General features: G+C 67.4%; 20 protein-coding genes. 9 read left to right on the plus strand and 11 right to left on the minus strand.

Features of this window, described 5'->3' with window-relative positions; all coding sequences use genetic code 11:
- Positions 1 to 66: 66 nt before the first annotated feature.
- Positions 67 to 720 carry a GntR family transcriptional regulator gene (locus ABD169_RS15350; RefSeq protein ID WP_344033493.1) on the minus strand — a complete coding sequence of 218 codons (654 nt, stop codon included), beginning with the start codon at positions 718 to 720 and terminating at the stop codon, positions 67 to 69.
- A gap of 153 nt (positions 721 to 873) precedes the next feature.
- Between ABD169_RS15350 and ABD169_RS15355 the strand changes: the two genes are divergently transcribed.
- Positions 874 to 1,542 carry a GntR family transcriptional regulator gene (locus ABD169_RS15355; RefSeq protein WP_344033494.1) on the plus strand — a complete coding sequence of 223 codons (669 nt, stop codon included), beginning with the start codon at positions 874 to 876 and terminating at the stop codon, positions 1,540 to 1,542.
- Positions 1,543 to 1,615: 73 nt separating this feature from the next.
- Here the strand turns inward: ABD169_RS15355 and ABD169_RS15360 are convergent, their stop codons facing one another.
- On the minus strand, positions 1,616 to 2,209 hold the full coding sequence (locus ABD169_RS15360) for a cysteine hydrolase family protein (protein WP_344033495.1): 594 nt from the start codon (positions 2,207 to 2,209) through the stop codon (positions 1,616 to 1,618).
- Between the two features lie 135 nt (positions 2,210 to 2,344).
- Here ABD169_RS15360 and ABD169_RS15365 point away from each other — a divergent pair, with 135 nt between their 5' ends.
- The gene (locus tag ABD169_RS15365; RefSeq protein WP_344033496.1) at positions 2,345 to 3,334 is read left to right on the plus strand and encodes a GlxA family transcriptional regulator; all 990 of its coding nucleotides are present in this window, start codon (positions 2,345 to 2,347) and stop codon (positions 3,332 to 3,334) included.
- 29 nt (positions 3,335 to 3,363) lie between these two features.
- Here ABD169_RS15365 and ABD169_RS15370 read toward each other — a convergent pair whose 3' ends face one another.
- The 5 genes from ABD169_RS15370 to ABD169_RS15390 form a co-directional block, all read right to left on the minus strand.
- Positions 3,364 to 3,876: a cupin domain-containing protein gene (locus tag ABD169_RS15370; RefSeq protein ID WP_344033497.1), complete on the minus strand. Its 513-nt coding sequence runs from the start codon at positions 3,874 to 3,876 to the stop codon at positions 3,364 to 3,366.
- Between the two features lie 136 nt (positions 3,877 to 4,012).
- A complete protein-coding gene (locus tag ABD169_RS15375; protein WP_344033498.1) occupies positions 4,013 to 5,065 on the minus strand; it encodes a hypothetical protein in 1,053 nt (350 codons plus the stop codon).
- A 71-nt stretch (positions 5,066 to 5,136) separates the two neighbouring features.
- On the minus strand, positions 5,137 to 6,564 hold the full coding sequence (locus ABD169_RS15380) for a sugar transferase (RefSeq protein WP_344033499.1): 1,428 nt from the start codon (positions 6,562 to 6,564) through the stop codon (positions 5,137 to 5,139).
- A gap of 48 nt (positions 6,565 to 6,612) precedes the next feature.
- Entirely contained in the window at positions 6,613 to 7,089 is a 477-nt protein-coding gene (locus ABD169_RS15385; RefSeq protein WP_344033500.1) for a DUF3060 domain-containing protein, read from the minus strand.
- 29 nt (positions 7,090 to 7,118) lie between these two features.
- Positions 7,119 to 8,216 (minus strand): glycosyltransferase, encoded by a 1,098-nt coding sequence (locus ABD169_RS15390; protein ID WP_344033501.1) that lies wholly within the window; start codon positions 8,214 to 8,216, stop codon positions 7,119 to 7,121.
- Positions 8,217 to 8,370: 154 nt separating this feature from the next.
- Between ABD169_RS15390 and ABD169_RS15395 the strand changes: the two genes are divergently transcribed.
- Together ABD169_RS15395 and ABD169_RS15400 are read left to right on the plus strand one after the other, a co-directional pair.
- Complete coding sequence (locus ABD169_RS15395) at positions 8,371 to 9,081, plus strand: GntR family transcriptional regulator (RefSeq protein ID WP_344033503.1); 711 nt, start codon at positions 8,371 to 8,373, stop codon at positions 9,079 to 9,081.
- Positions 9,082 to 9,110: 29 nt separating this feature from the next.
- Positions 9,111 to 11,216: an acyltransferase family protein gene (locus ABD169_RS15400; protein ID WP_344033504.1), complete on the plus strand. Its 2,106-nt coding sequence runs from the start codon at positions 9,111 to 9,113 to the stop codon at positions 11,214 to 11,216.
- 297 nt (positions 11,217 to 11,513) lie between these two features.
- Here the strand turns inward: ABD169_RS15400 and ABD169_RS15405 are convergent, their stop codons facing one another.
- Complete coding sequence (locus tag ABD169_RS15405) at positions 11,514 to 12,086, minus strand: arsenate reductase/protein-tyrosine-phosphatase family protein (protein WP_344033505.1); 573 nt, start codon at positions 12,084 to 12,086, stop codon at positions 11,514 to 11,516.
- On the minus strand, positions 12,083 to 13,516 hold the full coding sequence (locus ABD169_RS15410; protein WP_344033506.1) for a tyrosine-protein kinase domain-containing protein: 1,434 nt from the start codon (positions 13,514 to 13,516) through the stop codon (positions 12,083 to 12,085). The genes ABD169_RS15405 and ABD169_RS15410 overlap by 4 nt, the downstream gene beginning before the upstream one ends.
- An 86-nt stretch (positions 13,517 to 13,602) precedes the next feature.
- Here ABD169_RS15410 and ABD169_RS15415 point away from each other — a divergent pair, with 86 nt between their 5' ends.
- From ABD169_RS15415 to ABD169_RS15425, 3 genes are read left to right on the plus strand one after another with little or no spacing between them, the layout of a single operon-like run.
- Positions 13,603 to 15,102 (plus strand): oligosaccharide flippase family protein, encoded by a 1,500-nt coding sequence (locus tag ABD169_RS15415; RefSeq protein WP_344033507.1) that lies wholly within the window; start codon positions 13,603 to 13,605, stop codon positions 15,100 to 15,102.
- Positions 15,099 to 16,181, plus strand: a complete 1,083-nt coding sequence (locus tag ABD169_RS15420; RefSeq protein ID WP_344033508.1) for a polysaccharide pyruvyl transferase family protein — start codon at positions 15,099 to 15,101, stop codon at positions 16,179 to 16,181. Before ABD169_RS15415 ends, ABD169_RS15420 begins: the two co-directional genes overlap by 4 nt.
- The gene (locus ABD169_RS15425) at positions 16,178 to 17,035 is read left to right on the plus strand and encodes a glycosyltransferase family 2 protein (RefSeq protein WP_344033509.1); all 858 of its coding nucleotides are present in this window, start codon (positions 16,178 to 16,180) and stop codon (positions 17,033 to 17,035) included. The genes ABD169_RS15420 and ABD169_RS15425 overlap by 4 nt, the downstream gene beginning before the upstream one ends.
- Here ABD169_RS15425 and ABD169_RS15430 read toward each other — a convergent pair.
- Together ABD169_RS15430 and ABD169_RS15435 are read right to left on the minus strand one after the other, a co-directional pair.
- Complete coding sequence (locus tag ABD169_RS15430; RefSeq protein ID WP_344033510.1) at positions 17,032 to 17,877, minus strand: glycosyltransferase family 2 protein; 846 nt, start codon at positions 17,875 to 17,877, stop codon at positions 17,032 to 17,034. The genes ABD169_RS15425 and ABD169_RS15430 overlap by 4 nt on opposite strands.
- Positions 17,878 to 19,204: 1,327 nt before the next feature.
- Positions 19,205 to 20,224 carry an LCP family protein gene (locus ABD169_RS15435; RefSeq protein ID WP_344033511.1) on the minus strand — a complete coding sequence of 340 codons (1,020 nt, stop codon included), beginning with the start codon at positions 20,222 to 20,224 and terminating at the stop codon, positions 19,205 to 19,207.
- A gap of 81 nt (positions 20,225 to 20,305) precedes the next feature.
- Here ABD169_RS15435 and ABD169_RS15440 point away from each other — a divergent pair, with 81 nt between their 5' ends.
- Together ABD169_RS15440 and ABD169_RS15445 are read left to right on the plus strand one after the other, a co-directional pair.
- Positions 20,306 to 21,511, plus strand: coding sequence for a glycosyltransferase family 4 protein (locus ABD169_RS15440; RefSeq protein ID WP_344033513.1), 1,206 nt, complete (start codon positions 20,306 to 20,308; stop codon positions 21,509 to 21,511).
- 166 nt (positions 21,512 to 21,677) lie between these two features.
- The coding region (locus ABD169_RS15445) for an Ig-like domain-containing protein (RefSeq protein WP_344033514.1) at positions 21,678 to 23,012 on the plus strand (1,335 nt) is incomplete at its 3' end.

Here is a 23,012-nt window from a genome sequence, read left to right on the forward strand (position 1 = left end):
GAGGTCTCGTAGGCGGGCGGCGCGGCGGCGGCGAGCGCGGGACCCGCCGCGGTCGAACGATTCCGGTTAGAGCGCGGGCAGCTGGAAGAGCGCGGCGGTCGCCGCTTCCGCCGAGGCCGCATCGCGCGCGCGGGTCGCTTCGGCGAGGTCGCGCACCTGCTCAATGGTGACCTCGGGCGGGAAGAGCTCGATGATGCGCTGCGAGCGCACCTTGTACGCGAGGCCGTCGACCGACTCGCGGCACAGCTTGACCAGCAGCGGGTTACCGGTCTCCTTCTCGAATAGTCCGAAGGTCGGGAAGCCGTATTTGCGCATGTCGAGCGGATCCCGACGCGCGACCGCGTCGAGCAGCAGATCGAGCTGATCGGCGATGCGCTTCGCCGTGCGCTCGCTCAGGCGCGGAACGGCGATCCGCACGACTCCTGAGTAGATGACTCCGAGCGTCTGCATCGCCGTCGTCGTCTCTTCATCGGTGGGGTTGGCCACACGCGTGAAGCGATTGGGCTCCATCTCGACGAGGCCCATGCGGGTGAGCTCGTTGAGCGCGTCACGGACCGGGGTGCGTGAGACGCCGAGCCAGTCCTGCAGCTCCTTGTCGTGCAGCGTTTCCCCGGGCTCGAAGGTGCCCTCCATGATCGCCTGCTTCAGCTGTTCGCGCACGGTGTCGCGCAACAGCGTCCGCGTCGGCAGTGCAGTGCTCGGCCTGGTAGGAATCGGCATGGCGCCCCTCTCGTCGACTTCAGTATTTTAGGCTAGAGTTCCGAATAGCGCCCATGCGTTCCGTACTACGGTTTCAGCTTCGAAATCACCTGATCCAAACAGGATACTGGAACGCAATATACTACCCATGTCGATCACTGCCGAAGGAGACGCATGCCTGTTCCCGTAAAGAAGACCGAGACCGCCAACCAGCGGGTCCTGCTCCGGGATGTGGTCGAGGAGCAGCTCCGCACCGCCATCATGGACGGCACTCTCGAGCCCGGCGAGACGCTGCACGACAAGGAGCTGCAGGACTGGCTCGGCGTCTCGCGCACCCCCATCCGCGACGCGCTCAATGAGCTGGCGCGCGCCGGCCTCGTCGAGATGGAGCCCAACCGCTATACGCGAGTGGCGACCCCTCGCCAGGAGGAGGCGCTCGAGGCGATGCAGACCCTCGGCGTGCTGCTCGGCGGCGTGGTGCGCCTCGCGGTCCCCCGCCTCGACAAGAAGGCGCGCATCAAGGCCGTCGAAGATCTGCGTCGCGTGCAGAACGACCTCGAGACGGGCAAGCTCATGCACGCCCGCGACACGATCTTGAAGATGTGGGAGCGCCTGTCGCAGAACACCGGCAACAGCCTGCTGCAGAGCGTCTATCAGGATGCGATGGCCGGCCTGTTCTTCAAGGTGCCACCGGAGTTCTTCGTCGAGCTCTTCGATCAGGAGGAGATCCGCCGCGAGATGGGTCGCCTGGCCGACGCGATCGAGGCGAACGACGCGATCGCGTCCGAGCTCGCCACCGAGGCGCTGTACCAGCTACCGTCCGGGGCCCGCAGCGCCGCTTAGCGCGAGACGCTCGAAAACGAGTCAGGGCCGGAAACCGCATTCGCGGTTTCCGGCCCTGACTCGTTCGCGCAGGCTAAGCGAGTTCGGCCGGAGTCGGAACGATCACGCCGTAGAGGTCGCCGATGGTGGCGAGCGCCGAGCGGTGCAGCTGCTCGGCCGCGACGTCGCCGAGCACGGTCGGCAGCGCACGCGTGGCCGAAGCGCTGGCGACGACGGTCGGAGCGTTGCCGCGCAGGAAGGCGCCTTCGGCGGTAAAGGTGACGCACATGTGGGTCATGAAGCCCGCGATCACGACGTCCGAGTGCCCCGCGGCGTCGACGAGCTCGCCCAGCTCGGTGCCGACGAAGGCGTTGGGGGCCTGCTTCACTACCACGGCCTCGCCATCGATCGGCGCGACCTTCGGGTGGATCGAGCCGATCTCGGCGCGAATGTCGTAGGGCGTGCCCGCTCCCCCGTCGTTGATGATGTGGATCACGGTCGATCCGGCGGTGCGCGCACGATGCAGCAGATCCGCAGCGGACTCGAGCGCCGCCTCCCAGCCATCGAGCTCCATCACACCGGTCGTGTAGGTGTTCTGGTAGTCGACGAGGATCACGGTCGCGTCCCGCAGCGCGGCGGGCTGCTCGGGGAAGCCATTCACGGCTCGGAGGGTTTCGGAGACGGTCATGGGGTCGGTCCTTTCACAGCTGAATGAGGTTGTTTCTACTCTGATCGACCCGATGTAATAGAAACATAGTGAATCGGATCAAGCATCATCGAATCCGGCTTCCGTCGAAGCAGGCCCGCGCGCAGAGGAGACCGCATGCCAGCCCCATCAGTCGCAGTCGTCGCCTTCGACGGCATCAGCCCGTTCCACCTCTCGGTCCCCTCGCTCGTGCTCGGGCCGGAGTCCCCGCCCGGGGAGTCGGAACCGTGGCCGATCGAGATCTGCGCGGAACGGCCGGGCCCGCTCCGAACGTCCGCCGAGTTCACGATCGACGTGCCCCACGGACTCGAGGCCCTCGAACGGGCCGACATCGTCATCGTCCCCTGGTGGGGCGACCCGAGCACCCCGGCCCCCGGCGTCGTGGTCGCAGCGATCCGGGCAGCGCACGAGCGCGGCGCGATGATCGTCGGCCTGTGCCTCGGCGTGTTCCCCGTCGCCGACGCAGGAGTGCTCGACGGGCACCGCGCCACCACGCACTGGAAGTGGGCCGACACCTTCCGGGCCCGGTTCCCGCTCGTGAAGCTTGACCCGGCGGCGCTGTACGTCGACGAGGAGACGGTGCTGACCGGTGCGGGGGCCAGCGCGGGGATCGACACCTGCCTGCACCTACTCGCGACCAGGAACGGGCAGGGGGTCGCGAATCGCGTCGCGCGCCGCATCGTCGCCCCGCCGCACCGCCGGGGCGGCCAGGCCCAGTTCATCGAGCAGCCGACCATCGCCGAGACCGACGACCCGGTGGGGCGGGCGTGCGAGTGGGCGATCGCCCACCTCGACGCGGCGCTCTCGATCGACACCCTCGCGACCCGCGCCCACCTGAGCCGGAGCACGTTCACCCGGTACTTCCGCAAGCGGACCGGCACCACGGTCGCGCGCTGGGTCGCCCAGCAGCGCGTCATCCGCGCGCGCGAACTCCTCGAATCCTCGGACCTGCCGATCGAGGCGATCGCCGATGCCTGCGGATTCACGAGCGCGGCGATCCTGCGGGAGCACTTCCGCGCCGAGCTCGATACGACTCCGGCCGGCTACCGGGAGGCGTTCCAGGCCGCCGAGCCTGTCGGGGCGCAGCAGAAGGAAGCCGTTCGGTAGCCGGCCGGGCCGGTCAATCGATCGATCAGCTACTTCTTGACCGGGTTCAGGTCAAAATGATCCGACTGGTACTGGAAGAGCAGGCACTCGGCAGCGGCGGTGCAGCCGCTGAAGTGCTCCAGGTCGGCCGGCAGATCGTAGTACGAGCCAGGGCCGTACTCGGTGCGCTTGCCGTCGATCTCTGCGTAGAACGTGCCGGAGAGCACGACGGTCGGCAGGTCCTTCGAGTGCGTGTGGAAGGGGTTGTCGGCACCGGCCGGGAACTTCACGAAGGCCTCGTAGGGTCCCTTGCCCGAGAGATCACCGCGAACGTTCGCGTACTGCACGCCACCGCTGTCGGGCAGCACGGTCCAGTCGAGGTCGGCGGCGGGCAGCGAAATGGTCTTCGATACCGTCGGCAGCGCGGCCTCGGCGCTCTTCGCAGACGTCTCGGCGGTGTTACTCGTGGGCGAGGCGCAACTGGTGAGCAGTGCGGCGGCGCCGACCATCACGGCGACGGCGAACAGTCGCCGGGCGGCGCGGGAATTCAGAGCGGTGGTCATTCGGGATCCTTTCGAGGAGTGTTCACGGACACCTCTAGCCTGGTTGACCCGAATTGAATCAGCCATGCACTTTCGGGTCACCCTCCGCAGGATCCGACCGATCCTCCATCGGCCGTTCGTCCCGCAGACCGCGACATCAGTCCCGCAGTCGAGCTGCAATCTCCGAGAGCTCCTCAGAGGTGGGCGGAGTCCTCACACCGGTTGCTTCTTTCAGGACGTCGAATGGGGTCGTACTGCCCGAGGTGATGTCGGCCTTCCAGTTCGGTGCGACCCAGTCGAGCATCATTCCGAGTCGGGCTCCGGTGTCGTAGAAGACGTCTCGTTCGAGCCCTTCCAACGCACCCGATTTGCGAAGCGTGTCGAGCGCATCGGTCATATCAACGCGCGGAACCGCCGCGCCGCGGAGCTTGGCGGCGGCGCGCTCGACGTACGTCGCCGTGCCCTCCATCTTCTCGAGGCTGCTCTGCGGTTTCAGTTGCGGCCATCGGCGTTCGCGCTCCGAGCGAATGCTCACGATGTCGGCACCGATCTGCCGCAACCGAGCAGGATCCGTCACGCCGTCAGCCGCGTCGAACGCCGCGAGTTCCTGGCGCAACAGGTCGAGCTGCGCATCTTCGAGCGGGTAGTCCTCGATGTACGGGGCTTCCCCTTCCCGGTAAGTCCACGACTTCTGCGCGGAGCCATGGAACTCCTCGTGAATCGCGACCTCCTGGAAGCCACCGACGATCGATGCGGCGCGACCGCGCAGCAGGTCATCGTTGTACCGCAACGCCATCACGCTGCGCCCGTCGACCTCCATCCAGTTGAACGCGCCAGGGATGTAGTTCATGGGGTCCGTGACCCCGAACCGCTTGCTCAGCACCACGTCCTTCAGCTCGGGATGCCCCGGCACCGAGATGCGCGGCAGCCCGCCCGTGTCCATCACATCGCTCATGTTCACGAGGACCGCGTAGTCCCAGAACGCAGACTGGTCACCCCCGGTACGCAGCAGCGCGAGCGGCTGCTCCTCGAACCGCCACTCAGTGGTCCAGACCTGCTCCGGAGCCGAGGCGGTCGCCGCGTACTCGGCGGCGAGTTGCTCAAGCATCGTGCGATCGGTCCGGTCGAGTTCGGCGAACGAGTCGCCGGGAAGCGGCGCGAACAGGCGCCACCCGACCACCCCCGACAGCACCAGAAGCGCGCTGAGCACGAGACCGAGAAGAGAACGGCCGATGACCCGAAGGATCGAGGGACTACCGCTGGGCCGTTTCCGAGCTGTCATCAGTACGCGCCCGAGCTCCGGAACACCGCTCGCACGGTGCGGAACAGGATCCTGATGTCGAGGCCGAAGGTCCAGTTCTCGACGTAGTGCAGGTCGAGCCGCACTCCCTCGTTCCAGCTGAGATCGCTGCGTCCGGTCACCTGCCACAGACCGGTGATGCCGGGCCGCACGAGCAGGCGGCGCTCGGTGTGGTCCTCGTAGTCGGCGACCTCGGTGGGCAGCCCCGGGCGGGGGCCCACCAGACTCATGGATCCGCCGAGCACGTTGAGCAGCTGGGGCAGTTCGTCGATCGACGAGCGGCGCAGGAAGCCACCGAGCGGCGTAATCCTCGGATCGTCCTTCATCTTGAAGAGCGGACCCGCACCCTCGTTGTGCACCATCAGCGCGGCCTTGCGCGCTTCGGCATCGATCACCATGGTGCGGAACTTCAGGATCGAGAACGGAACGCCGTTGCGCCCGATGCGCTCCTGGCGGAAGAGGACCGGGCCGCCATCCTGCCGTTTGATCAGCACGGCCACCACGAGGAGGACCGGGCTGAGCAGCAGCAGCGCGAGCGCCGAGGCGGTCACATCGAAAACGCGCTTCACCGAACGGCGGACCCCGGAGTACTCGGGCATCTCGACGTGCATGAGCGGCAGGGATCCCGCAGGACGGTGCTGCACGCGCATCCGGTCGATTCCCTCGAGGGGCGAGGGCACGATCAGCTCGACGGCTTCCTTCTCGAGCTCCCAGCCCAGCGTTCGCACGCTCTGAGCGCCGCCGGCCAGGCTCCCGGCGACGATCACCGCGGAGGCACCGAGCTCGCTGGCCGTCGAGACGACAGCCTCGGGATTCGAGGTGGTGCCGACGACGCGCAGACCGGAGCGCGGCGTCGCGTCGAGCTTCGCCACGATCGCCTCGGTCTCGGCGGACTCGCCGACCACGACCACATCGGTCAGGTAGTCGCCGTTCGCGCGCTGGCGCGCCAGCCAGGTCCGCCAGATCTTCCGGCTCAGGCAGAGCGCGGCGACACCGGCCGGCAGTGCGACGGCGAGGTACCCGCGGGCGATCTCGATCTGCAGCGCGAATGCCAGGATGGCGATCACGCCGAAGACCGAGATGCTCGCGAGCACCACGCGCCGGTACTCGTCGTCACCGACCCCGAGCACACGCGCATCCCGCGTGCGGAACAGCGCGAGCGAGGCCATCCAGATCACGGCCAGCGCGATCGAGACCGTCAGGTAGTCGATATCGACACGGCCGAGCGGCAGGTTCGACTCCGGCCCGACCCCGGCGAACCGGAACAACTGTGCCGCGAGCGCTGCGGTGGTGACGATGACCGCATCGGTCCCGGTGACCATGGCGCGCACTCGGAACAGTTCGGTGCCAGCACGAGCACGGGGTCGCTCGAGGCTGGCCTGGAGCGCGCTGGAGTCGAGAACGGCCATGGTGATCTTCTTTCTGCTGAGGTTCGGGTTTCCGGTCTGCGGTCGCCCCTACTTAGGCGCGACGACCTCGTTCTGCGTGCCGTTGTCGGTGGTCTTGGGCTTCGCCGCGGTCTCGACGACATTGCCGCTCGAGTCCTTGACGAAGGTCACCGTCTCGATGACCTGCTTCGCCACGACCTTGTTGATCGAGCCGCCGACCGAGACGCTCTTCACCGCACCCTCGAGCGTGATGAGCGAGTTCACGCCGGTGACCTCGACCGCGTCGCAATCACCCTTCAGGGTGAGGATCGCGTTGCTGGTGTCGGCCTTGGCCACGCCATCGGAGCAGGTGAAGTCCTTCTTCTCCGGAACGAACTCCTTCTCCTTCGCGTTCGACTCCTTCTGCGCGCTCGCGCTGGGCTTCGGATCCTTCTTCGCAGAATCGGATCCGCCGGGTGCCGTGCACCCGGCGAGCGCGATGAGCGCCACGGACGCGCCGGCAAGGGCGAGCAGGACGGACGACTTCTTCTGGGTGGTGGTGTTCATGGGGTTCTCCTTGTGAACGGTTAGGGGGGTTAGAGGGACATCCAGGAGCGGATCTCGCCCTGGAAGCTGGCCGTGCTGAACTCGCGAGCGCGAGCGCGGCAGATGTCGGGGTTCATCGAGCCCGTCGCCGCGACCGCGTGGGCGAGCGTGGCGGACGAGAAGTCGGGGACGGTGACACCGGTGTGTCCGTCGACGAGCGACTCGGACGCCCCTCCGACGGCGTTCACCACGACGGGGGTGCCGAGCGCCATCGCTTCGACGGGCATGATCCCGAAGTCCTCGACGGGCGGGAATACATAGGCGATCGCGTGCTGCATGAGCGCGGCGATCATCGAGTCCGACGGTTCGATGATGAACCGCACCTCAGCACCGCTGGCTTCAGCGTGCGCACGGAGTCGCGCCTCGTCCGGGCCGCTGCCGGCGATGACGACTGGAAGGCCGCTCGCCACGCCGGCATCGATCACCCGGTCGAGCGCCTTGTAGGGGACGAAGCGGGACGCGCCGAGCAGGTAGGTGCCGGGCAGCGTCGCGAAGCGATCCGCCTCGCCCCCCACGAGCCGCTCCCGCCAATCGGTCGTACCCTGCAGCCGCGCCACATCGACGGGCGGGTGGATCACCCGAGCGTCGATGTTCCAAGTCCGTCGAATGCGCTCGCGCACGAACGCGCTGTTGGCGGCGACGTTGCGATGGTCGCGGGCGGCCCGCGCGTCGAGGGCGCGGAAGTAGGGGGCGAAGGCCCGCACTGCGGGCGAGGACCCGCGCGCGTCGAGTTCTGGTTCCCAGAGATACCGGGCCGGCGTGTGCGCGTAGACGAACTTGCGTTCGGGGGCCAGCCCCGCGAAATCGGCATGGTGCGCGAAGAGGTGCGAGCTCACCAGCAGCCAGTCGTAGCCGTGGTTGTGCAGGTTGCGCCACACCGGCGACATGGCCGGCATGGCCAGCGCCTTGCGACCGCGCAGCGGAGTACGGGCGAGGGCGCTCTCACGCGGCTCGACGGTGTAGCGCTCGGGCGCATCGTTCCAGAGGCAGAAGACGTCGGCTCGCGGAAAGAGGTCGACGAACGCGTCGAGCACCTTTTCGGCACCGCCGAACCGCTCGATCCACTCGTGCGCAATGAGACCGTTCACGTTGCGGCCCCTCCTCTCCGGAAGACTCGACTGTCGAGCGATATATCAACATGTTTACATTCCGTGACTTCGAGATGTAGACTATGGCAAGATCCAAAATACTGCAAGACAGGATGTTGAAATATCATCCACCGATCGGGAAGGAAGCAGCGACATGGCTTCTTGGGAACTGACTACAGCTGCCGATGAGAGCCTCGTCAGCGGCACGCCGCCGTCCGGCGCTCCGCTGCAGCATCGTCGACTGCTCCGCCAGGATGTCTACGAGATGCTGCTCCGAGAGCTGATCAACGGCGCTCTCGCACCGGGCCAGCGAATCCGCGACGACGAGCTCGCCCAGCGCCTCAACGTATCGCGCACCCCCGTGCGCGAGGCGCTCGCCCGACTGGGCACCGCAGGCCTCGTCGACACCGCACCCAACCGCTACACGCGAGTAACACCGCTGTTCTCGCCCGACCTCCCCGTGGTGCTGGAGTCACTTGCAGCGCTCTACCAGCTAGCCCTCCGGCGCGCCGCCACAGCTCTGACAGCGGGGGACGAGCTGGAACTCGAGGTCCTCGCACGCAAGCTCGACGAAGCCGCACGCCCCGACCCGTTCCTCGTAGTTCAGGCTTTTGGTCGTTTCTGCGCCGAGCGCGTCGCATCTCCGATCCTCAGCCAGTTGATCGCCATCGCCCAGCCCCGACTGCAGCGGATCCTGCGACTCCAGCCTCAGATCCTCGCCTCGGTGGACACGATCGACGCGGTGGTCGACCTCGTCGATGCGCTTCGCGCTCGCGACGAGCAGCGCGCAGAACAGCGCTTCATCGAGTTCTTCGATCGACTCAGCACCGAGATCCACGCTTCCCCGCTCGGCAACGCTGGGTAGACCGCGCACAGACCTGAAAGCAGCACCTGATGAACAACGCCCCTCGCCCAGCGCGCCGTGATCGCAAGCGGATCGACATTCAGATCCTGCGAGCGGTCGCGGTCGCGGTCGTGATCGGCTATCACTTCTGGCCGTCCGCTGTGCCCGGCGGTTTCGTCGGAGTCGACGCGTTCTTCGTGCTCTCGGGCTTCCTCATCACCGCGCATCTCTGGCGGGACCTGAGCTCTTCACCCCGCCCCCGCACCCTCTTCGCCTTCTACGGACGCAGGATCCGACGCCTCTTCCCGGCAGCGGCCGCAGTCCTCGCAGCAGTGCTGATCACCACGGTCCTGTTCCTCCCGACGAGCGAGTGGTCGGCGACGGGCAAGAACGCACTCGCGAGCCTCGGGATCGTCGAGAACTGGTGGCTGCTGCGCGAATCCGGCTCCTACTTCGCCACCGCGGATCCGAGTCCGCTGCAGCACTTCTGGTCGCTGTCGGTCGAGGAGCAGTTCTATCTCCTCTGGCCCCTCGCGATCCTCGCTGTGCTCCTACTCGTTCGCAATCAGCCGTCCGAGCGGAAGCGCGGCATGGTGGCCATCGCTATCACCATCGCAACGATCGGAAGCCTGCTCCTCTCGATCAGGCTCTCGGGCACGGACGGCGCATATTTCCATACGCTCGGGCGGGTCTGGGAGTTCGGGGTCGGAGCATTGCTCGGCCTCTACGCGCACCTCTGGTCCTCGGAGAGGTTGGCCGGCTCCCGTCGGGTACTGTCCATCCTCGGCCTCGGCGGACTCCTCGCCTGCGCGTTCCTCCTGCACTCGGGTCCCGACTACCCGGGTATCAGAGCCCTGCTCCCGGTCGGCGCAACTGCACTCGTGCTGCTCGCCCCGCCGGCGGAGGCGTTCTCGAGGGTGCCGGCTCTCCTCCCCATTCAGCGGGGTGCGCTCTGGTTCGGCGATGCCTCCTACTCCCTCTACCTCTGGCACTGGCCGATCCTCATCCTGCTTCCGCTCGCGCTGCGGATCGAAGGAGCCCCCGGCTGGCTACCGTTCGCAGCCCTCGCAGCAACGCTGGTCTGCTCGGCGGTCTCGATGCGATACATCGAACGTATCGGCCGTCCGGCGGGAAAGTCTCCGGCACCGAAGGCTGCACGACGGCTTGTCCTCATCTCCGCGGCGACCACGACGCTCCTGGCAATCGGCTCGAGCAGCACCGTCATGATCGCGGAGTCGGCGGGACAGCGCGCGCTCGCCGAGGCACGCGCTACGGCGCAGAAGCCGTGCATCGGCGGAGGCGCGCTCTCGGAGGGGTGTGATCCGGGCTGGGGGGCGTTGCGCGAAGATCTCGCCGTCGGAGCCGGACTCGATCTCCCGAGCCCCTGGGAGCACGGGTGCATCGGCTCCGACCGGGCCCCACGCGCCATCTGCAGCTACGGTGACCCCGACGGCGACCGAACCCTCCTGCTCTGGGGTGATTCTCATGCAGCATCGTGGGGACCCGCATTCGACGAGATGGGCCAGCGCAACGGAGTGCGTGTTCTTGTCGCTGCTCGCGAGGCCTGCCCGAGCATCGACAAGGCCCCGACCACGACGGTCAACCGAATCATCTCGCCGGAGGAACGAGCGGGCTGCAACGCCCGAAACACCTGGGTTCGCTCGCACCTCGTGCCGCAGGTCGACCAAGTCGTCCTTTCGAACTTCACCACGGCCTACACGTCCGAGGCCGGCGGCCCGCTGACGCAGGGCTATGCAGAGTTGATCGACGGACTCGTCTCCGAGCAGAAGCCGGTAACCGTGATGCAGGACGTCCCCCTGACCGGCGACAACCGCGGCAATCGCGTCGACGAGGCCCGCTGCCTCGCACTGTTCGGCGGCGAGCACTGCACCAACCCGACCGAGCAAGCGCTCGATACCGGGACGGTCGCTCGGGAACTGAGTGAAACGGTCGACGACACGGTGCGATATCTTCCCGTCTCCGATCGCTTCTGCACCGCCGATGAGTGCTACGCCGCGGTCGGAGGACTTCCGGTCTACTCCGACGATTCGCACCTCACCGACAGCTTCTCCCGGAGCCTGTCCGCTTGGCTCGCCGGGGCGCTCGACGCAGCACCGGTCCTCCGTAGCGCGGTCGGCGCAAGTACGGCCGCCTGACCTCCCCGGAGAACGTTCGCGCACCGAGCCCGCTTGCACGCCAGCTCGAGGATCCGGCAACGGATCTCCGGTGATCCGTGTATCTCGAACGGATGGACCAGGTGCAGAGATCAGCAGGTACCGCACGAGTCATCGCCGGACCGGGTTCGACCGCGTTCGGGTCGCGCGAGTGACGAACTGATCCCCGAACGCACGAATGCGGGCTCCGGTCTCTGCACCCCTCTAGGGGGGGCAGAGACCGGAGCCCGCATTCGGCAGGGCGCTTCGCAGCGGAGTCACCCGCTCACCCGCTCAGGATCACATCACCCGTTTCGCGAACCGGAGCACCTGGTCCAGGCAGGATTCGATCTGCGCGAGCGCCTCGGCGAATCGTTCCGGGCCCAGCCCGTACGGATCCGCGACGTCGTTGCCCTGAGCGCCTGCGGGCACGATCGATCGGTGCTGCGTCAGGTCGACGAGGGCAGAGGCCCATCGCTCGCGGAAGGACTCGCCTTCCCGGCGGCCGCCGTCGGCCGCGGCCGACTCAAGCCGAGCGAACTCGACAAGAGTGAAGCTTCTCCGGAGCAGCTGGGGCCAGCGGTCGAGCACCACGCCGCGGTGCATCTGCTCCATGGTCAGCACGAGGTCCGCCTTGCTGAGGTCCTGCGCGCCCAGGGGACGCCGCCCTTCAGGGGGCTGAAGTCCGCGTTCGCTGAGCTCCCGAACGACCGCCGGGTCCAAGGGGATCCTTCCGTCGGCCCGGGTGCCGCTGCTGGACACCAGGAAGGATCCTGGGAAGGCTGCTTCGAGCTTCTGCGCCAGCAGCCGTTCGGCCAGCGGGGACCGGCAGACGTTCGCCGTGCAGACGATATGGATCCGCAAGGGGTTCACGACCGGCCCCGCAGACTCGTCGACTTCCATGACTCACGTCGCGATTCCGAGCCGGAACGCGCTTTTCGCTGCTTCCTCGACTTCTCAGGCTTCTCCTCGTAGCGATAGGAATAGGCCTTTCCGCTCAGCTTGACCCGGTTGAGCGTCACTCCGACGACTCGGGCTTGAACCGCCGAGAGCTTCTCGAGCGTTCCGCTGAGCTGGTCCCGCTTCACTCGGCCATCAGCGCTCACCACGAGCATCACTCCGTCGGCGATCTGCGCGAGTACGCTCGGGTCCGCGACGGGAAGCACCGGCGGGGCATCGATGATGATGATGTCGTAGACGGCGCTCAGTTCGCGGAGGAGCTGCTGCATCGAGGCAGAGCCGAGCAGTTCGCTGGGGTTCGGCGGGATTCGCCCCGCGGTCAGCACCTCGAGTCCGGCCCGAGTACCGACGGTCTGCACGGCATCGTTGGCGCTGACTCGGCCGGCGAGCACAGTGGTGAGTCCTACCGCGCCTTCGAGGCCGAGGTAGTCGGCGATCCGCGGACGCCGCAGATCGGCGTCGATGAGCAGCACTCGGCTCCCCGCCTCGGCCATGATCAGCGCAAGGTTGATCGAAGTGGAGGACTTGCCCTCACCTGGCGTACTCGAGGTGACCAGGAGCGTCTGATTCCCGTGCCGCAGATTGGTGAACTGCAGCTGCGTTCGGAGCTGCCGGAAGCTCTCCGCCCGCAGACCGTGCGGATCCGTGAGAATGGCGAGCGGATTCTTATCGAACTCCGATTCCGCCTGGATCTCGCCGAGGACGCCGAGGTCGGTCATCTCGGAAAGTCCCTCGCGCCCGCGGACCTTGGTGTCGAGCATCTTGCGGAGCACGGCGATCACGACACCTGCGAGCAGGCCGATGCCGAGACCGAGCACGATATTGCGCGACTTGTTCGGCGAGACCGGCGCGTTCGGCGCAGTCGCCTGCTCGACGATCGACAGGGTCACCAGCGAGTTCTTCTCGCCGCCTTCGACCCGGGTGACCGCGTCGATCAGCGCCGCGGCCGTGGCGTCGGCGATCTTGCGCGCGGCTTGCGCGTTGGTGTTGGTCGCGAAGATATTGATCAGCACCGTCTGAGAGGGCGAGGAGGCCGTGATCATGGTGCGCAGCTGGTTGACGGTCAGGTCGACTCCGGCTCGCTTCGCCGCGTCCGCAAGCACCTCGGAGCTGGTGGCGAGCGTGACGTAGGAAGCGACTCGACGCTCGGAGAAGCTGTTTCCCTGAGCGAGGTCGGTCACGGAGTCACCTCCGCGCACCGCGACGAAGAGCTGACTCCGGGCCTCGTACTCCGGCGTCGCCAGAATCGAGGCACCTCCGGCGACGAGCGCGCCGAGCAGCGCCATGACAGCCAGCAGGAGCCAGCTCCGCCGGGCCACACCGATGAGCTCTCTGATATCCATGCGCTCTCCTTCAGCGATCAAGTTGTAAAAATCCTACCATGCTGAGATACTGAACACTAGTATTTAAGATTCAGAAGGGAGTGAACATGAGATCAGCCAGCAACCCCGGCCGAATGGCCCGAGGCGCGGTTACCGCACTGTCCGGCGTCGCAGTCCGCTTCGCGGTCCAGCTCGTCGGCATGGTCACCATCGCACGGCTGCTCGGCCCCGAGCAGTACGGCGCGGCCGCCATCGTCCTGCTCGCCTCCGCACTCTCCGAACTCCTCCGCACGACGGGCATCGCCACGGTCGTCATTCAACGCGCGCACGCGGGCCCCCGACGTCTTTCGCTGCTGAGCGGCGCCGCCTTGATCCAGGGGGCGATCGCCGCGGCGATCGCCGGCGGATGCGGCTTCCTGCTCTCGACCACGCTCCCGATCCCTCCCCCCGGCCCCCTGCTGATCGCCGCGACGTTTCTCGCGAGCAGCATCCCCACGGTTCCGATGGCGCTGATGACCCGACGCCTGCACCTCGGCCGCGTGATGACCCTCGAGGTGGCCTCGACCGCGGCGGGCACCGCTGGCGCGATCGCGATCGCGGTCACCGGGGGCGGCAGTCTGGCCCTGTTCGCACAGCCGCTCATCGGCGCCCTCGTGCTCGCCGTGCTTTCGAGCGTCGCGGCCCCCATCCGTCCACGATTCACCCGGCACCTCCATCGTGTGCTCGGAGACCTCGGGTTCGCCGCCAACGTGCTCACGGTCCAGCTTCTGAACACCGTCACCCGCAACGCCGACAAGACCCTGGTCTCCCTGGCGTTCGGACCGACCGCCGCGGGACTGTTCACGCAGGCGAGCCAGCTGCTCACGATCCCGCTCGACCAGGTCGGTGGTGCGCTTCAACGAGTGGCGCTTCCGGCGATGAGCCGAGCCGCTCGCATACCCGGCGAGCTCCTCCATGCCTATCGCTCGACAGTGCTCGCCTCCACCGCGATTCTCTGGCCGCTGTTCGGAGCACTGGGCGTGCTCGCACCGGCCCTCATCGAGTTCCTCTTCGGCGCTTCCTGGGCAGGATCGGTACCGCTCTTCCGCGCCCTGCTCCTGGCAGGCTGCGCGCAGTCGATCGGGTATGTCACCGTCTGGCTGTTCATCGCGACCGGCCGGGTGCGCGCACAGACGTTGTGGACCGTGTTCTCACGCCCGATCGTGCTCGCCTCGTTCCTACTCGGCATCCCCTGGGGCCCGACGGGCATGGCGTGGGCGTTCTCCATTTGTTCGACACTCGCGACCCTCCCCGCACTCCTGATCGCAACCCGCGACACCGGTATCCGACTGCGGGATCTCTTCCAGCCGCTGCTCTGGCCGGCGCTCTCGACTGCGCTGGCCGTCGCCGGCGCCTCAAGCGCGCTCGCTCTCAGCGACGGGCGCACTGACGCACCCGCGGGCGTCCTTGCGCTCGGCGCGCTCGGAACCGTGATCGGCTTTCTCTGCCCGCTCCTGCTCCCCCGAAGACGTCGACTCGCGAGAGAATTCTTGCGAACGCTGATTCGCAGGCAGAAGCCCGCTCCGCCCCGATTCACCGCTCCCGAATGTTCCCCGGAGGTCCCATGAACACCCCATCCCACCGTTCGCTGGTCTATCTGGGCTGGCTGGGCCATCAGAACTTCGGCGACGACCTCCTCCACGCCACCTGGCAGCGGGCATTGGACCGGCCTCTGGACTGCATCGCACCTCTGCATCGGCGCGACTACGCCCGATCGCCCCTAAAGTTCCTCGCTCAGAGGTTCCGGATGCGCGGCTCGGAGCGGCTGGTGCTGCTCGGTGGCGGAACCACGATCGGTTTCGACAGCTGGGCGTATCACCTCGGCACTGCCGCGCGCGCATTCGGCGCCGCAGGCGCCGTCGTGCCGGGCGCCGGCGCAGCGGAATCGACGGATGCGCACGCGCTCGGCCTCCAACGCACGAACTGGCCGGCGTGGCGGGCGCTGACGCGGACCGCGCTGCTCGGTGTACGCGGCCCGCTGACCGCGGCGGAGTGCGCGCAGCACTGGCGTCCGACCGAAGTGCTCGGCGATCCCGCGCTGCTCTACCCGCTGCTGATGGAACCGCGGCCTCGTCCGCTGCGGCGGACGACGATCGGAGTCTGCGTCGGGTCGGATCCGACGAGCCGCTTCGACCCCGCGGTTGTCGCTCGGGCGGTCGAGTCGTTCGCCGCCGAGCGCGGTCTCGAATCGGTCACCGTGTTCCGTCTGTCTCCGGACGATCGGGACGCTGTCGACGCACTGGTCGACCAGTTCTCGCTGCCGGTCCGCACGGTCGCCTACACCGGCGATATCGACACCGTGATGCGTGAGATCGGCGCATGCTCGGCGTTCGTCTCCGAACGACTCCACGGGGCGGTCGCTTCGGTCGCGCTGGGGGTCCCGACGGTTCCGCTCTCCTACGCTTCGAAATGCGACGACTTCTGGCTGAGCGTCACCGGATCGCGTTCGCCGGTCACGGTGGGGCACTCCGAAGACGAGCTGCTGCAAGCGATGCGCGCGGCCTCAGCGGACGCATCGATCCTGGCCGTACGCTCCCGCGTCGTCGAACTTCAGGAGAAGCTGCAGCGGTCCGTTGCACTCCTGCGGAACTGGCTCGCCGGCGATCTCGACACCTCGAAGCTCATGAACGACGAGGTTCGGCCGTGAGCCCGCGAGTCGCCGTGTCGGTGGTGATCCCGCTCGGCCCCGATCTCTCCGATCTGAGCGATCAGCTCGCCGCGCTCGTTCCCCAGCGACCCGCCAGAGGGGGCGAGATCATCCTCTCGTGCAACGCGTTCAACCCCGAGGCGCTCAGGCCGTGGCTCGCTCAGGTGCGAGAGGGCGGATGGTCGGCGAAGGCCGTCGACGCGCGCGCCCGTCGCGGTCCGAGCCCGGCGCGGAACATCGGGTGGCGCGCCGCGGAATCCGACCTCATCCTGTTCTGCGACTCCGACGACGTCGTCGGAGCAGACTGGGTCGACCGAATGATCGAGGGGTTGCGCGGCTCGGCGCTGGTCGGCGGGGTACTCGAACTCGACCGGCTCAACCCGGAGCTCGGCCCGTTCCCCCGGCAGGATCCGCCTCGGCTCGCGACCAAGTTCGGTCATCTTCCATTCGCACCGAGCTGCGCGCTTGGCGCACACCGCGCACTGCTCGAACGCCTCGACGGCTTCGACGAGGAACTCCGCTGCGGCGAAGACATCGACCTCTGCTGGCGCGCCGCATACCTCGGCTACCCGATCATCCTGGCACCCGACGCGGTACTGCACTACCGGCTCCGCCGCACCGCGCGCGAGACGTTCCACCAAGCCGTCGCCTACGGCAAGGAGGATAGGGAACTGCTCGCGCGGCACCGAGACCGCGGCGCCCGAGTACCATCCGGGTGGCCGCTGCGCGAAGGACTCGCCGCAGCGGTCAACGCGATCAGAGGCCTCGCGGATCGGCGGGCACGGTTCCAGGCGGCCCGGCAGCTCGGCACGATCGTCGGCTGGCTGCAGGGCCGCCGTACCCCGCTCCGTTAGCGGCGAGCAGCATAGCCGGATACCCGGCCGCGGAGCTGATCCAGCTGGTGCGCGGCTCCCGCGCGGTCCCCGCTGAACGCGCGCACGCCCAGCCCTGCGAACGAACGCCCGGCCCAGTACAGGAACTCGACATGACGGCCGTGCTTTCGAAGCACCCGGCCGAACCCTCGGTTGTAGCTGCGGACCTTGGCCCGGACGTCGACGGTCGAACCGGCCGACCGCCATTCGGCGTGGTGCACCTCGAGACCGGGCAGGTAGCGCAGCCGAGCTCCGAGCGCGAGCGCGCGGAGCACGTAGTCGGTCTCCTCCCCCGCACCGAACGGAGTTCCCGAACCCGACCCGAGCTCCGGATCGAAATCGCCCACGCGCTCGATCGTCTCCCTCGTGAAGAACAGCGTCGCGCTGGACACGGTACGGGGGATCGACCTCGGACGGATGTCTTGCTCGGCAGTGGCCCACCTGAGCAGCGCCTCGTCGCCGTCGCCGTCCACGAGCAGGGTCGAGATTCCGTCCAGGCGGGCATCTCGCAGGCGCGCAGCCACCTCGGCGAGGAGCCCCGCCGGGTACCAGCAGTCGTCATCGGGGAACGCGACGATCCGGCCGCGCAGCTCGCGCAGGCCGCGGTTGCGCCCGCGGCTGAGCCCTCGAACCTCGGGCTCGTGGATGTACTCAGCGAGGCCCTGTTCCACCAACGGGGCGATGAGCTTCGCGCAGCTTGGCGAGTCGGATTGCTCGACGACCGTGAGGAAGAAGGTCTCGGTCTGGCTCCGGAGTGATTCGACGAGCCGGTTCAGGGCGCTCGTGCGGCCGAGGGTGCTGACGATGAAATGAAATGTAGGCATGCGAGGGCTTCCGTTTCGAGGTGAGTGCGACGAGCAGGTGGAGAACCAGCGCCGAGTAGATGACGAAGAAGAGAGCGATCCAGGTGTCGCTCCGACCGAGGGTGAGCATCTGGGCGAAGCAGATGATCGAGACGAAGAAGAAGGTCCGTCTCGTGGCGATCAGCACACCGACCAGAGCGGTGAAGATGACAGCGAACGTGAGCTCGACCGGAAGACCCGGGGCGATGGTCTCCGCCTCGGCGAACGGGCTGGCGCCGACGCCCACCTCGGTGGCTCCGGTGCGGAAGAAGGCGAGCGCCATATCGGTCGGCTCGGACCAGCGCAGCGGGCCGGGCAGCAGGAACTGCGCGCGTTCCCAGAAGGGCCCAGCGAAGTCCGGGGCGACCAGCCCCATCTGCAGCGCGAAGTGCATGTACTGCGGAAGGATGAACTCGTGCAGGGCGTCGTAGAAGTCGGCCGTTCCGAGCACCGGGCGCAGGAACATGAACGAGACGAGTCCGGCGATCGGGATGAGCCATCGTCGGGCGGTGCTCGTCGCGAGCAGCACCGCCAGCGTGGCGGCCATGAGCAGCAGCTCTTTGCGGCTGCCCACGAGCACGAAGGGACTCCAGCACACCGCGAGCGCGAGCAGGCTGCCCGCACGCTTCTCGCCGAAGAACGCGAAAGCGCCGGCCGCGATGCTCAGCGCGATCACGACGAATTGCACGTTGTGATCGGTCGTGAGCAGGAGCGAGTTCGCGTGCGCGCGACGCGAATCGCCCAGGACCGCACCGAGCCCGATCCGGGCGAGGCCGATCCAGTCCCAGATCCCTACCGCGAGCAGGACCGCGATGGCGATCGGACGAACCGGGGTACGCGCGAGCCGTCGCAGTGCGCCCCGGGCGCGACGCGAGGCCTCTCTGACCGCGCCGTCCAGCCGCCGGGCACCGAAGATCAGCTCGACGAGCAGGTACGCGGTGATGACGCCGCGCAGATCGGTCAGCGTGGTCGATTCGATCAGCGCGAGGGTCGGGAACGGCGGGAAGTAGTGGTTGCCGTTCGCCGCGGCGAGCCAGGCCGTCGCGCTGTAGAGCGTGAGCGCGAGAAACAGGGCTCCGGTGGCGCGCGTAGGGGCTCGCATGAGCAACCCGGCCAGCACACCGCACCACAGCAGTGCGGTCATGGGCAGCCCGAGCATCGGACTCGCCGCGAGCAGGATGGTGCACACGAGCGCTCCGGCAAGCCGCTCGAACAGACCGCGCGTCTGCGCGGAGCGGACCGAATCGCTCATGGGTGACGCCTTTCTCTGCGAACGGTGGGAGGAGTGGGGTGGATCGACCCGAGCGGGTCAGGCGCGGTTCGCGAGGAACTCCGACACCTGGTCGTTCCTGAGCGCGGTGCTCAGCGCCGGGACGGCCAACGCGTCGAGATAGATGACGGACTCGTCACCCTCCATGCCGGTTCCCGTGGTCGGCACGGTGAAGTACTCGACCGCGCTCGGTCGCAGGTCGCGAAGGCTGAGTCCGATGTCGACCATGCGCTGCGCGGTGAAGCCCGGGTCGACCGAGAGGTTCCTGGCGATCGCGGCGACGAACTCGGAGAGTTTCGCCGGATTGGTGAGCGTGCCCGCACTGATCGCGCGGTCGGCGAGCGACCGGATGAACGCCTGCTGGTTGCGCACCCGCTGGTAGTCGCCGTCCGCGAAGGCGTAGCGCTGGCGCACGAACACCAGAGCCTGCTTGCCATCCATCTCGGTGCGCCCCTCTGCGAAGGTGTAGCCACCATCCGCGAACGGAGCCGGCACGTTCACCGTGACTCCGCCGAGCGCGTCGGTCATCTGCTCGAAGCCTTCGAACCCGATGAGTGCGACGTGATCGATCCGGGTATCGAGCAGCTGCTCGACGGTCTGCACGACGAGCGCGGTGCCGCCCCACGACAGGGCCGCGTTGATCTTGGCCTTCCCGTGGCCGGGCACGTCGACCCAGCTGTCGCGCATGATGGACATCACCTGCATACGTTTCCGTTCCGCTTCGACGTGCACCAGCATCATGACGTCGGAGCGCTGTCCCGTCGCGGTCTCCTTCGCGTCGACGGACGCGACCTCGCCCCGGGAGTCCGAGGCGAGCACCAGGATGTTGAGCGCTCCGGCCGAGCTTGCGGCCGGCCTTCCCTTCTCGTTCGGGAACACGTCGGATTTGGCGAGCACATCGACCTGGCCGTCGAACGTACTGGCCAGGCCCGAGAGAAACAGGGCGATCGCCCCCGCGGGGACGATGACCAGAGCGAACACGATGCCCACCGCGATCACCGCGATCCGGCCTCGCCGAGACCGCTTCCTGCTCTTCTCACGCTTCCTGCGCTGAACCATGACGTCCTCCATCCACTTTCATCATCCAATGTTTCTGATGCTAATATATCATCATTCCGTACGAATACCAGAGGAGATCCGATGCTGACCGTGGCCCTGTTCACACACAGCGCGCGCCCGTCGGGCGCGGAACTATTCATCCTGCGCATCGCTTCGGCCATGCACACCGTGCGCCCGCTCGTCGTGCTCGGCGAGCATGGGCCGATGGAGGAGCATCTTTCAGCCCGCGGGGTCGAGACCCTCGTGCTCCCCCTCCCACCGGAACTCACCGAGCCCGCAAACCTGCGCACCCGCGCACGGGCACCGCGACGCGCCTGGCACTACGCCCGTGAACTCGGCGAGGCCCTGCGGCACGCCGGAGTCGACGTGCTCTACACACACTCGGCCAAGGCGCACTTGCTGGGCGGCCTGGCCGGGCGGCTCACCCGCATCCCGGTCGTGTCCCACGCGCACGACCTCCTCGGCCCTCCGGCACGCGGACGCCTCGGTTCCGCGATCTCCCGCGGGATCTTCGCCGTACTCCCGCAGCGGCGGATCGCGAACTCCGACCTCACCCGGAGGTCGGCCGGCTGGGCATCGAGGCTGCCCTGGGAGATCGTCCCGTGCCCGGTCGAGCTCCCCCTGCGGCGAGCCGCTCCGCGCCGCCGCGGCCAGGAGGACGGGCTCTCATTGCTCGTGCTCGGCAGGCTGACCGAGTGGAAGGGCCAGGATCTCGCGATCCGGGCGCTAGCCTCGGTGCTCCGATCCGGACGGAACGCCACTCTCGACCTCGTCGGCGACGCCCAGTTCGCAGGCGACGTCGACTACCGCTCCAGCCTCGAGGAGCTCGCCCGCTCGCTCGGCGTCAGCGAGCGGGTGCGCTTCCGCGGGCACAGCGACGACCCGGGAGCCGCACTCCGCCAGGCCGACATCGTGCTGCACACGAGCCTGCGGCCCGAGCCGTTCGGACAGGTGGTGCTCGAAGCCATGGCGGAGGGCCGCGCGACGATCGTCGCGGACTCGGCGGGGGTAGTGGAGCGCCTCACCCCCGGGGGCGACTGCCTCATCTACTCGATGGGCGACGCTGATGCGCTCGCTAGCGCGATCGCAACCCTGATCGATTCCCCGAGTGAGCGCAAGCGCCTCGGACGCGCGGCGCGCTGGACCGCGGAGGAGTTCACGAGCCAGCAAGTGGTCCCCCTGATCGAGCGCGCGCTGCACGGGAGCTGGCAGCAGGTCCCGACAGGCGGGCGCTCCGCGGGCACTGCCACATTGACAACAACCGATACATTACTCAAATTCAAGTAGACGATATTTCAGCATGCATGCATACTGGAGTGGTGTGAGTTGCTCTGAGCGCTCGCCCTCCTGCCCTGTGCGGGAAGCCCCGTCTGCGCGGTTGCAGTGCCGGCGGGGCACTCTCATGTGTCGAGATAACTAAGGAAGAACAATCAGCATGACGAAACGACGGAACATGCGCCGGCTGAGCACGGCGACCCTGACCGCTGCGGTCGCGTTCACGGGTGTGGGCTTCGGGATCACCCCGGCACTCGCCGATGACGCGGCAGCAGCCCCGAAGATCACGACCGAACAGACCGTGATGTCCTTCTCTGCAAGCCAGCAGGGAACACCTGGCATCACCAGCGGCATGACCGCCGATGTGACGGTACGCATTGCGAACAACGGCAGTCTTTCACTGCCGGGAACCCAGTTCGTAGTCAAGGCTCCTTCGGGAACAACTTTCGCCAAGAACACCTTTGTGCAGAAGAGCAGCCGCGGCGATTCTTTGGTTCTGCCTGGCGTGCTTTCGGATGGCGGCAAGACGTTCACTTTTGATCACACGAGCTACCTGATTCCGGACGGCGTTTGGCAGGACAACACGTTCACGCTGAAGTCCGATGCGGCGAATGATCGCACTGGCGCAATCGACGATGGCGAACTCTTGGTTACGGGCGGTCGAGCGATTGACGTCGGCACGAGGAGTGCGATCGCGTACACGGCCACCCCTCGGGCGGAACAGCTCTCTGTGCCGACGATCCTGTCGGGTGGCTCAGGGAGCGTGAAGATCCAGGTCAACAATCCCGAGAACATCACCCGCCCTGCCGGAACTTCCTGGGTCGTCGTGGCGCCCTCCGGCACGAAGTTCAAGGACAACACCTTCATCTGGAGCACGAAGAGCTTCTCAGGTGTCGCCTCGGGAACCCTGTCGAGCGACGGCAGAATCCTGACCTACTCCGACAGCGCGACCGGAGGTTGGCCGAACGACTTCCTCGCGAACGAGTTCACCCTGGTTTCCGATGCGAACAACACGCGAACCGGACTGGTCTCTGACGGCAGCTTCCAGGTGACCGGCGGCACCGGCCTCCCGGTCGGCACCACCAGCAAGATCTCCTACAACGCGGAGATCGGCGTGAGCGTCGAGACTCCGGGCGAGGACACCGAGCTCGAGGCCGCGGACGTCGAGTTCGCGGGCAAGGGCGCACCCAACGGCACAATCACGATCACCGATGGCAACGGCGCCCCAGTCGCATCGACCACTGTGAAGACCGACGGCACTTGGACGGTGAAGCCTGCGAACCCGCTGACTCCGGGGCACAAGGTCATGACCGTGTCGCAGAACTCGAACGGAACCGTGACCACGGCCAAGGTCGAGTTCACGGTCAAGGCACCGGTCACCGCCCGCCTCGATGTGGCGACTCCCGCGAGGAACGGTCGCGTCAACGCCGGCACGATCACCTTCACCGGCACCTCGAACCCGAACGCGAAGATCGAACTCCGCTCGATCGCGACCGGCGACCCCCTGGGCACC

Origin of the sequence: Leucobacter iarius (genome assembly GCF_039530105.1) — a bacterium.
GTDB classification, from domain to species: Bacteria; Actinomycetota; Actinomycetes; order Actinomycetales; family Microbacteriaceae; genus Leucobacter; species Leucobacter iarius.

Bases quoted from the DNA above. Each gene is read 5' to 3' on its own strand.
- ABD169_RS15350 (WP_344033493.1), bottom strand. From the start codon at position 720: ATGCCGATTCCTACCAGGCCGAGCACTGCACTGCCGACGCGGACGCTG.
- ABD169_RS15355 (WP_344033494.1), top strand. From the start codon at position 874: ATGCCTGTTCCCGTAAAGAAGACCGAGACCGCCAACCAGCGGGTCCTG.
- ABD169_RS15360 (WP_344033495.1), bottom strand. From the start codon at position 2,209: ATGACCGTCTCCGAAACCCTCCGAGCCGTGAATGGCTTCCCCGAGCAG.
- ABD169_RS15365 (WP_344033496.1), top strand. From the start codon at position 2,345: ATGCCAGCCCCATCAGTCGCAGTCGTCGCCTTCGACGGCATCAGCCCG.
- ABD169_RS15370 (WP_344033497.1), bottom strand. From the start codon at position 3,876: ATGACCACCGCTCTGAATTCCCGCGCCGCCCGGCGACTGTTCGCCGTC.
- ABD169_RS15380 (WP_344033499.1), bottom strand. From the start codon at position 6,564: ATGGCCGTTCTCGACTCCAGCGCGCTCCAGGCCAGCCTCGAGCGACCC.
- ABD169_RS15385 (WP_344033500.1), bottom strand. From the start codon at position 7,089: ATGAACACCACCACCCAGAAGAAGTCGTCCGTCCTGCTCGCCCTTGCC.
- ABD169_RS15395 (WP_344033503.1), top strand. From the start codon at position 8,371: ATGGCTTCTTGGGAACTGACTACAGCTGCCGATGAGAGCCTCGTCAGC.
- ABD169_RS15400 (WP_344033504.1), top strand. From the start codon at position 9,111: ATGAACAACGCCCCTCGCCCAGCGCGCCGTGATCGCAAGCGGATCGAC.
- ABD169_RS15410 (WP_344033506.1), bottom strand. From the start codon at position 13,516: ATGGATATCAGAGAGCTCATCGGTGTGGCCCGGCGGAGCTGGCTCCTG.
- ABD169_RS15415 (WP_344033507.1), top strand. From the start codon at position 13,603: ATGAGATCAGCCAGCAACCCCGGCCGAATGGCCCGAGGCGCGGTTACC.
- ABD169_RS15420 (WP_344033508.1), top strand. From the start codon at position 15,099: ATGAACACCCCATCCCACCGTTCGCTGGTCTATCTGGGCTGGCTGGGC.
- ABD169_RS15430 (WP_344033510.1), bottom strand. From the start codon at position 17,877: ATGCCTACATTTCATTTCATCGTCAGCACCCTCGGCCGCACGAGCGCC.
- ABD169_RS15435 (WP_344033511.1), bottom strand. From the start codon at position 20,224: ATGGTTCAGCGCAGGAAGCGTGAGAAGAGCAGGAAGCGGTCTCGGCGA.
- ABD169_RS15440 (WP_344033513.1), top strand. From the start codon at position 20,306: ATGCTGACCGTGGCCCTGTTCACACACAGCGCGCGCCCGTCGGGCGCG.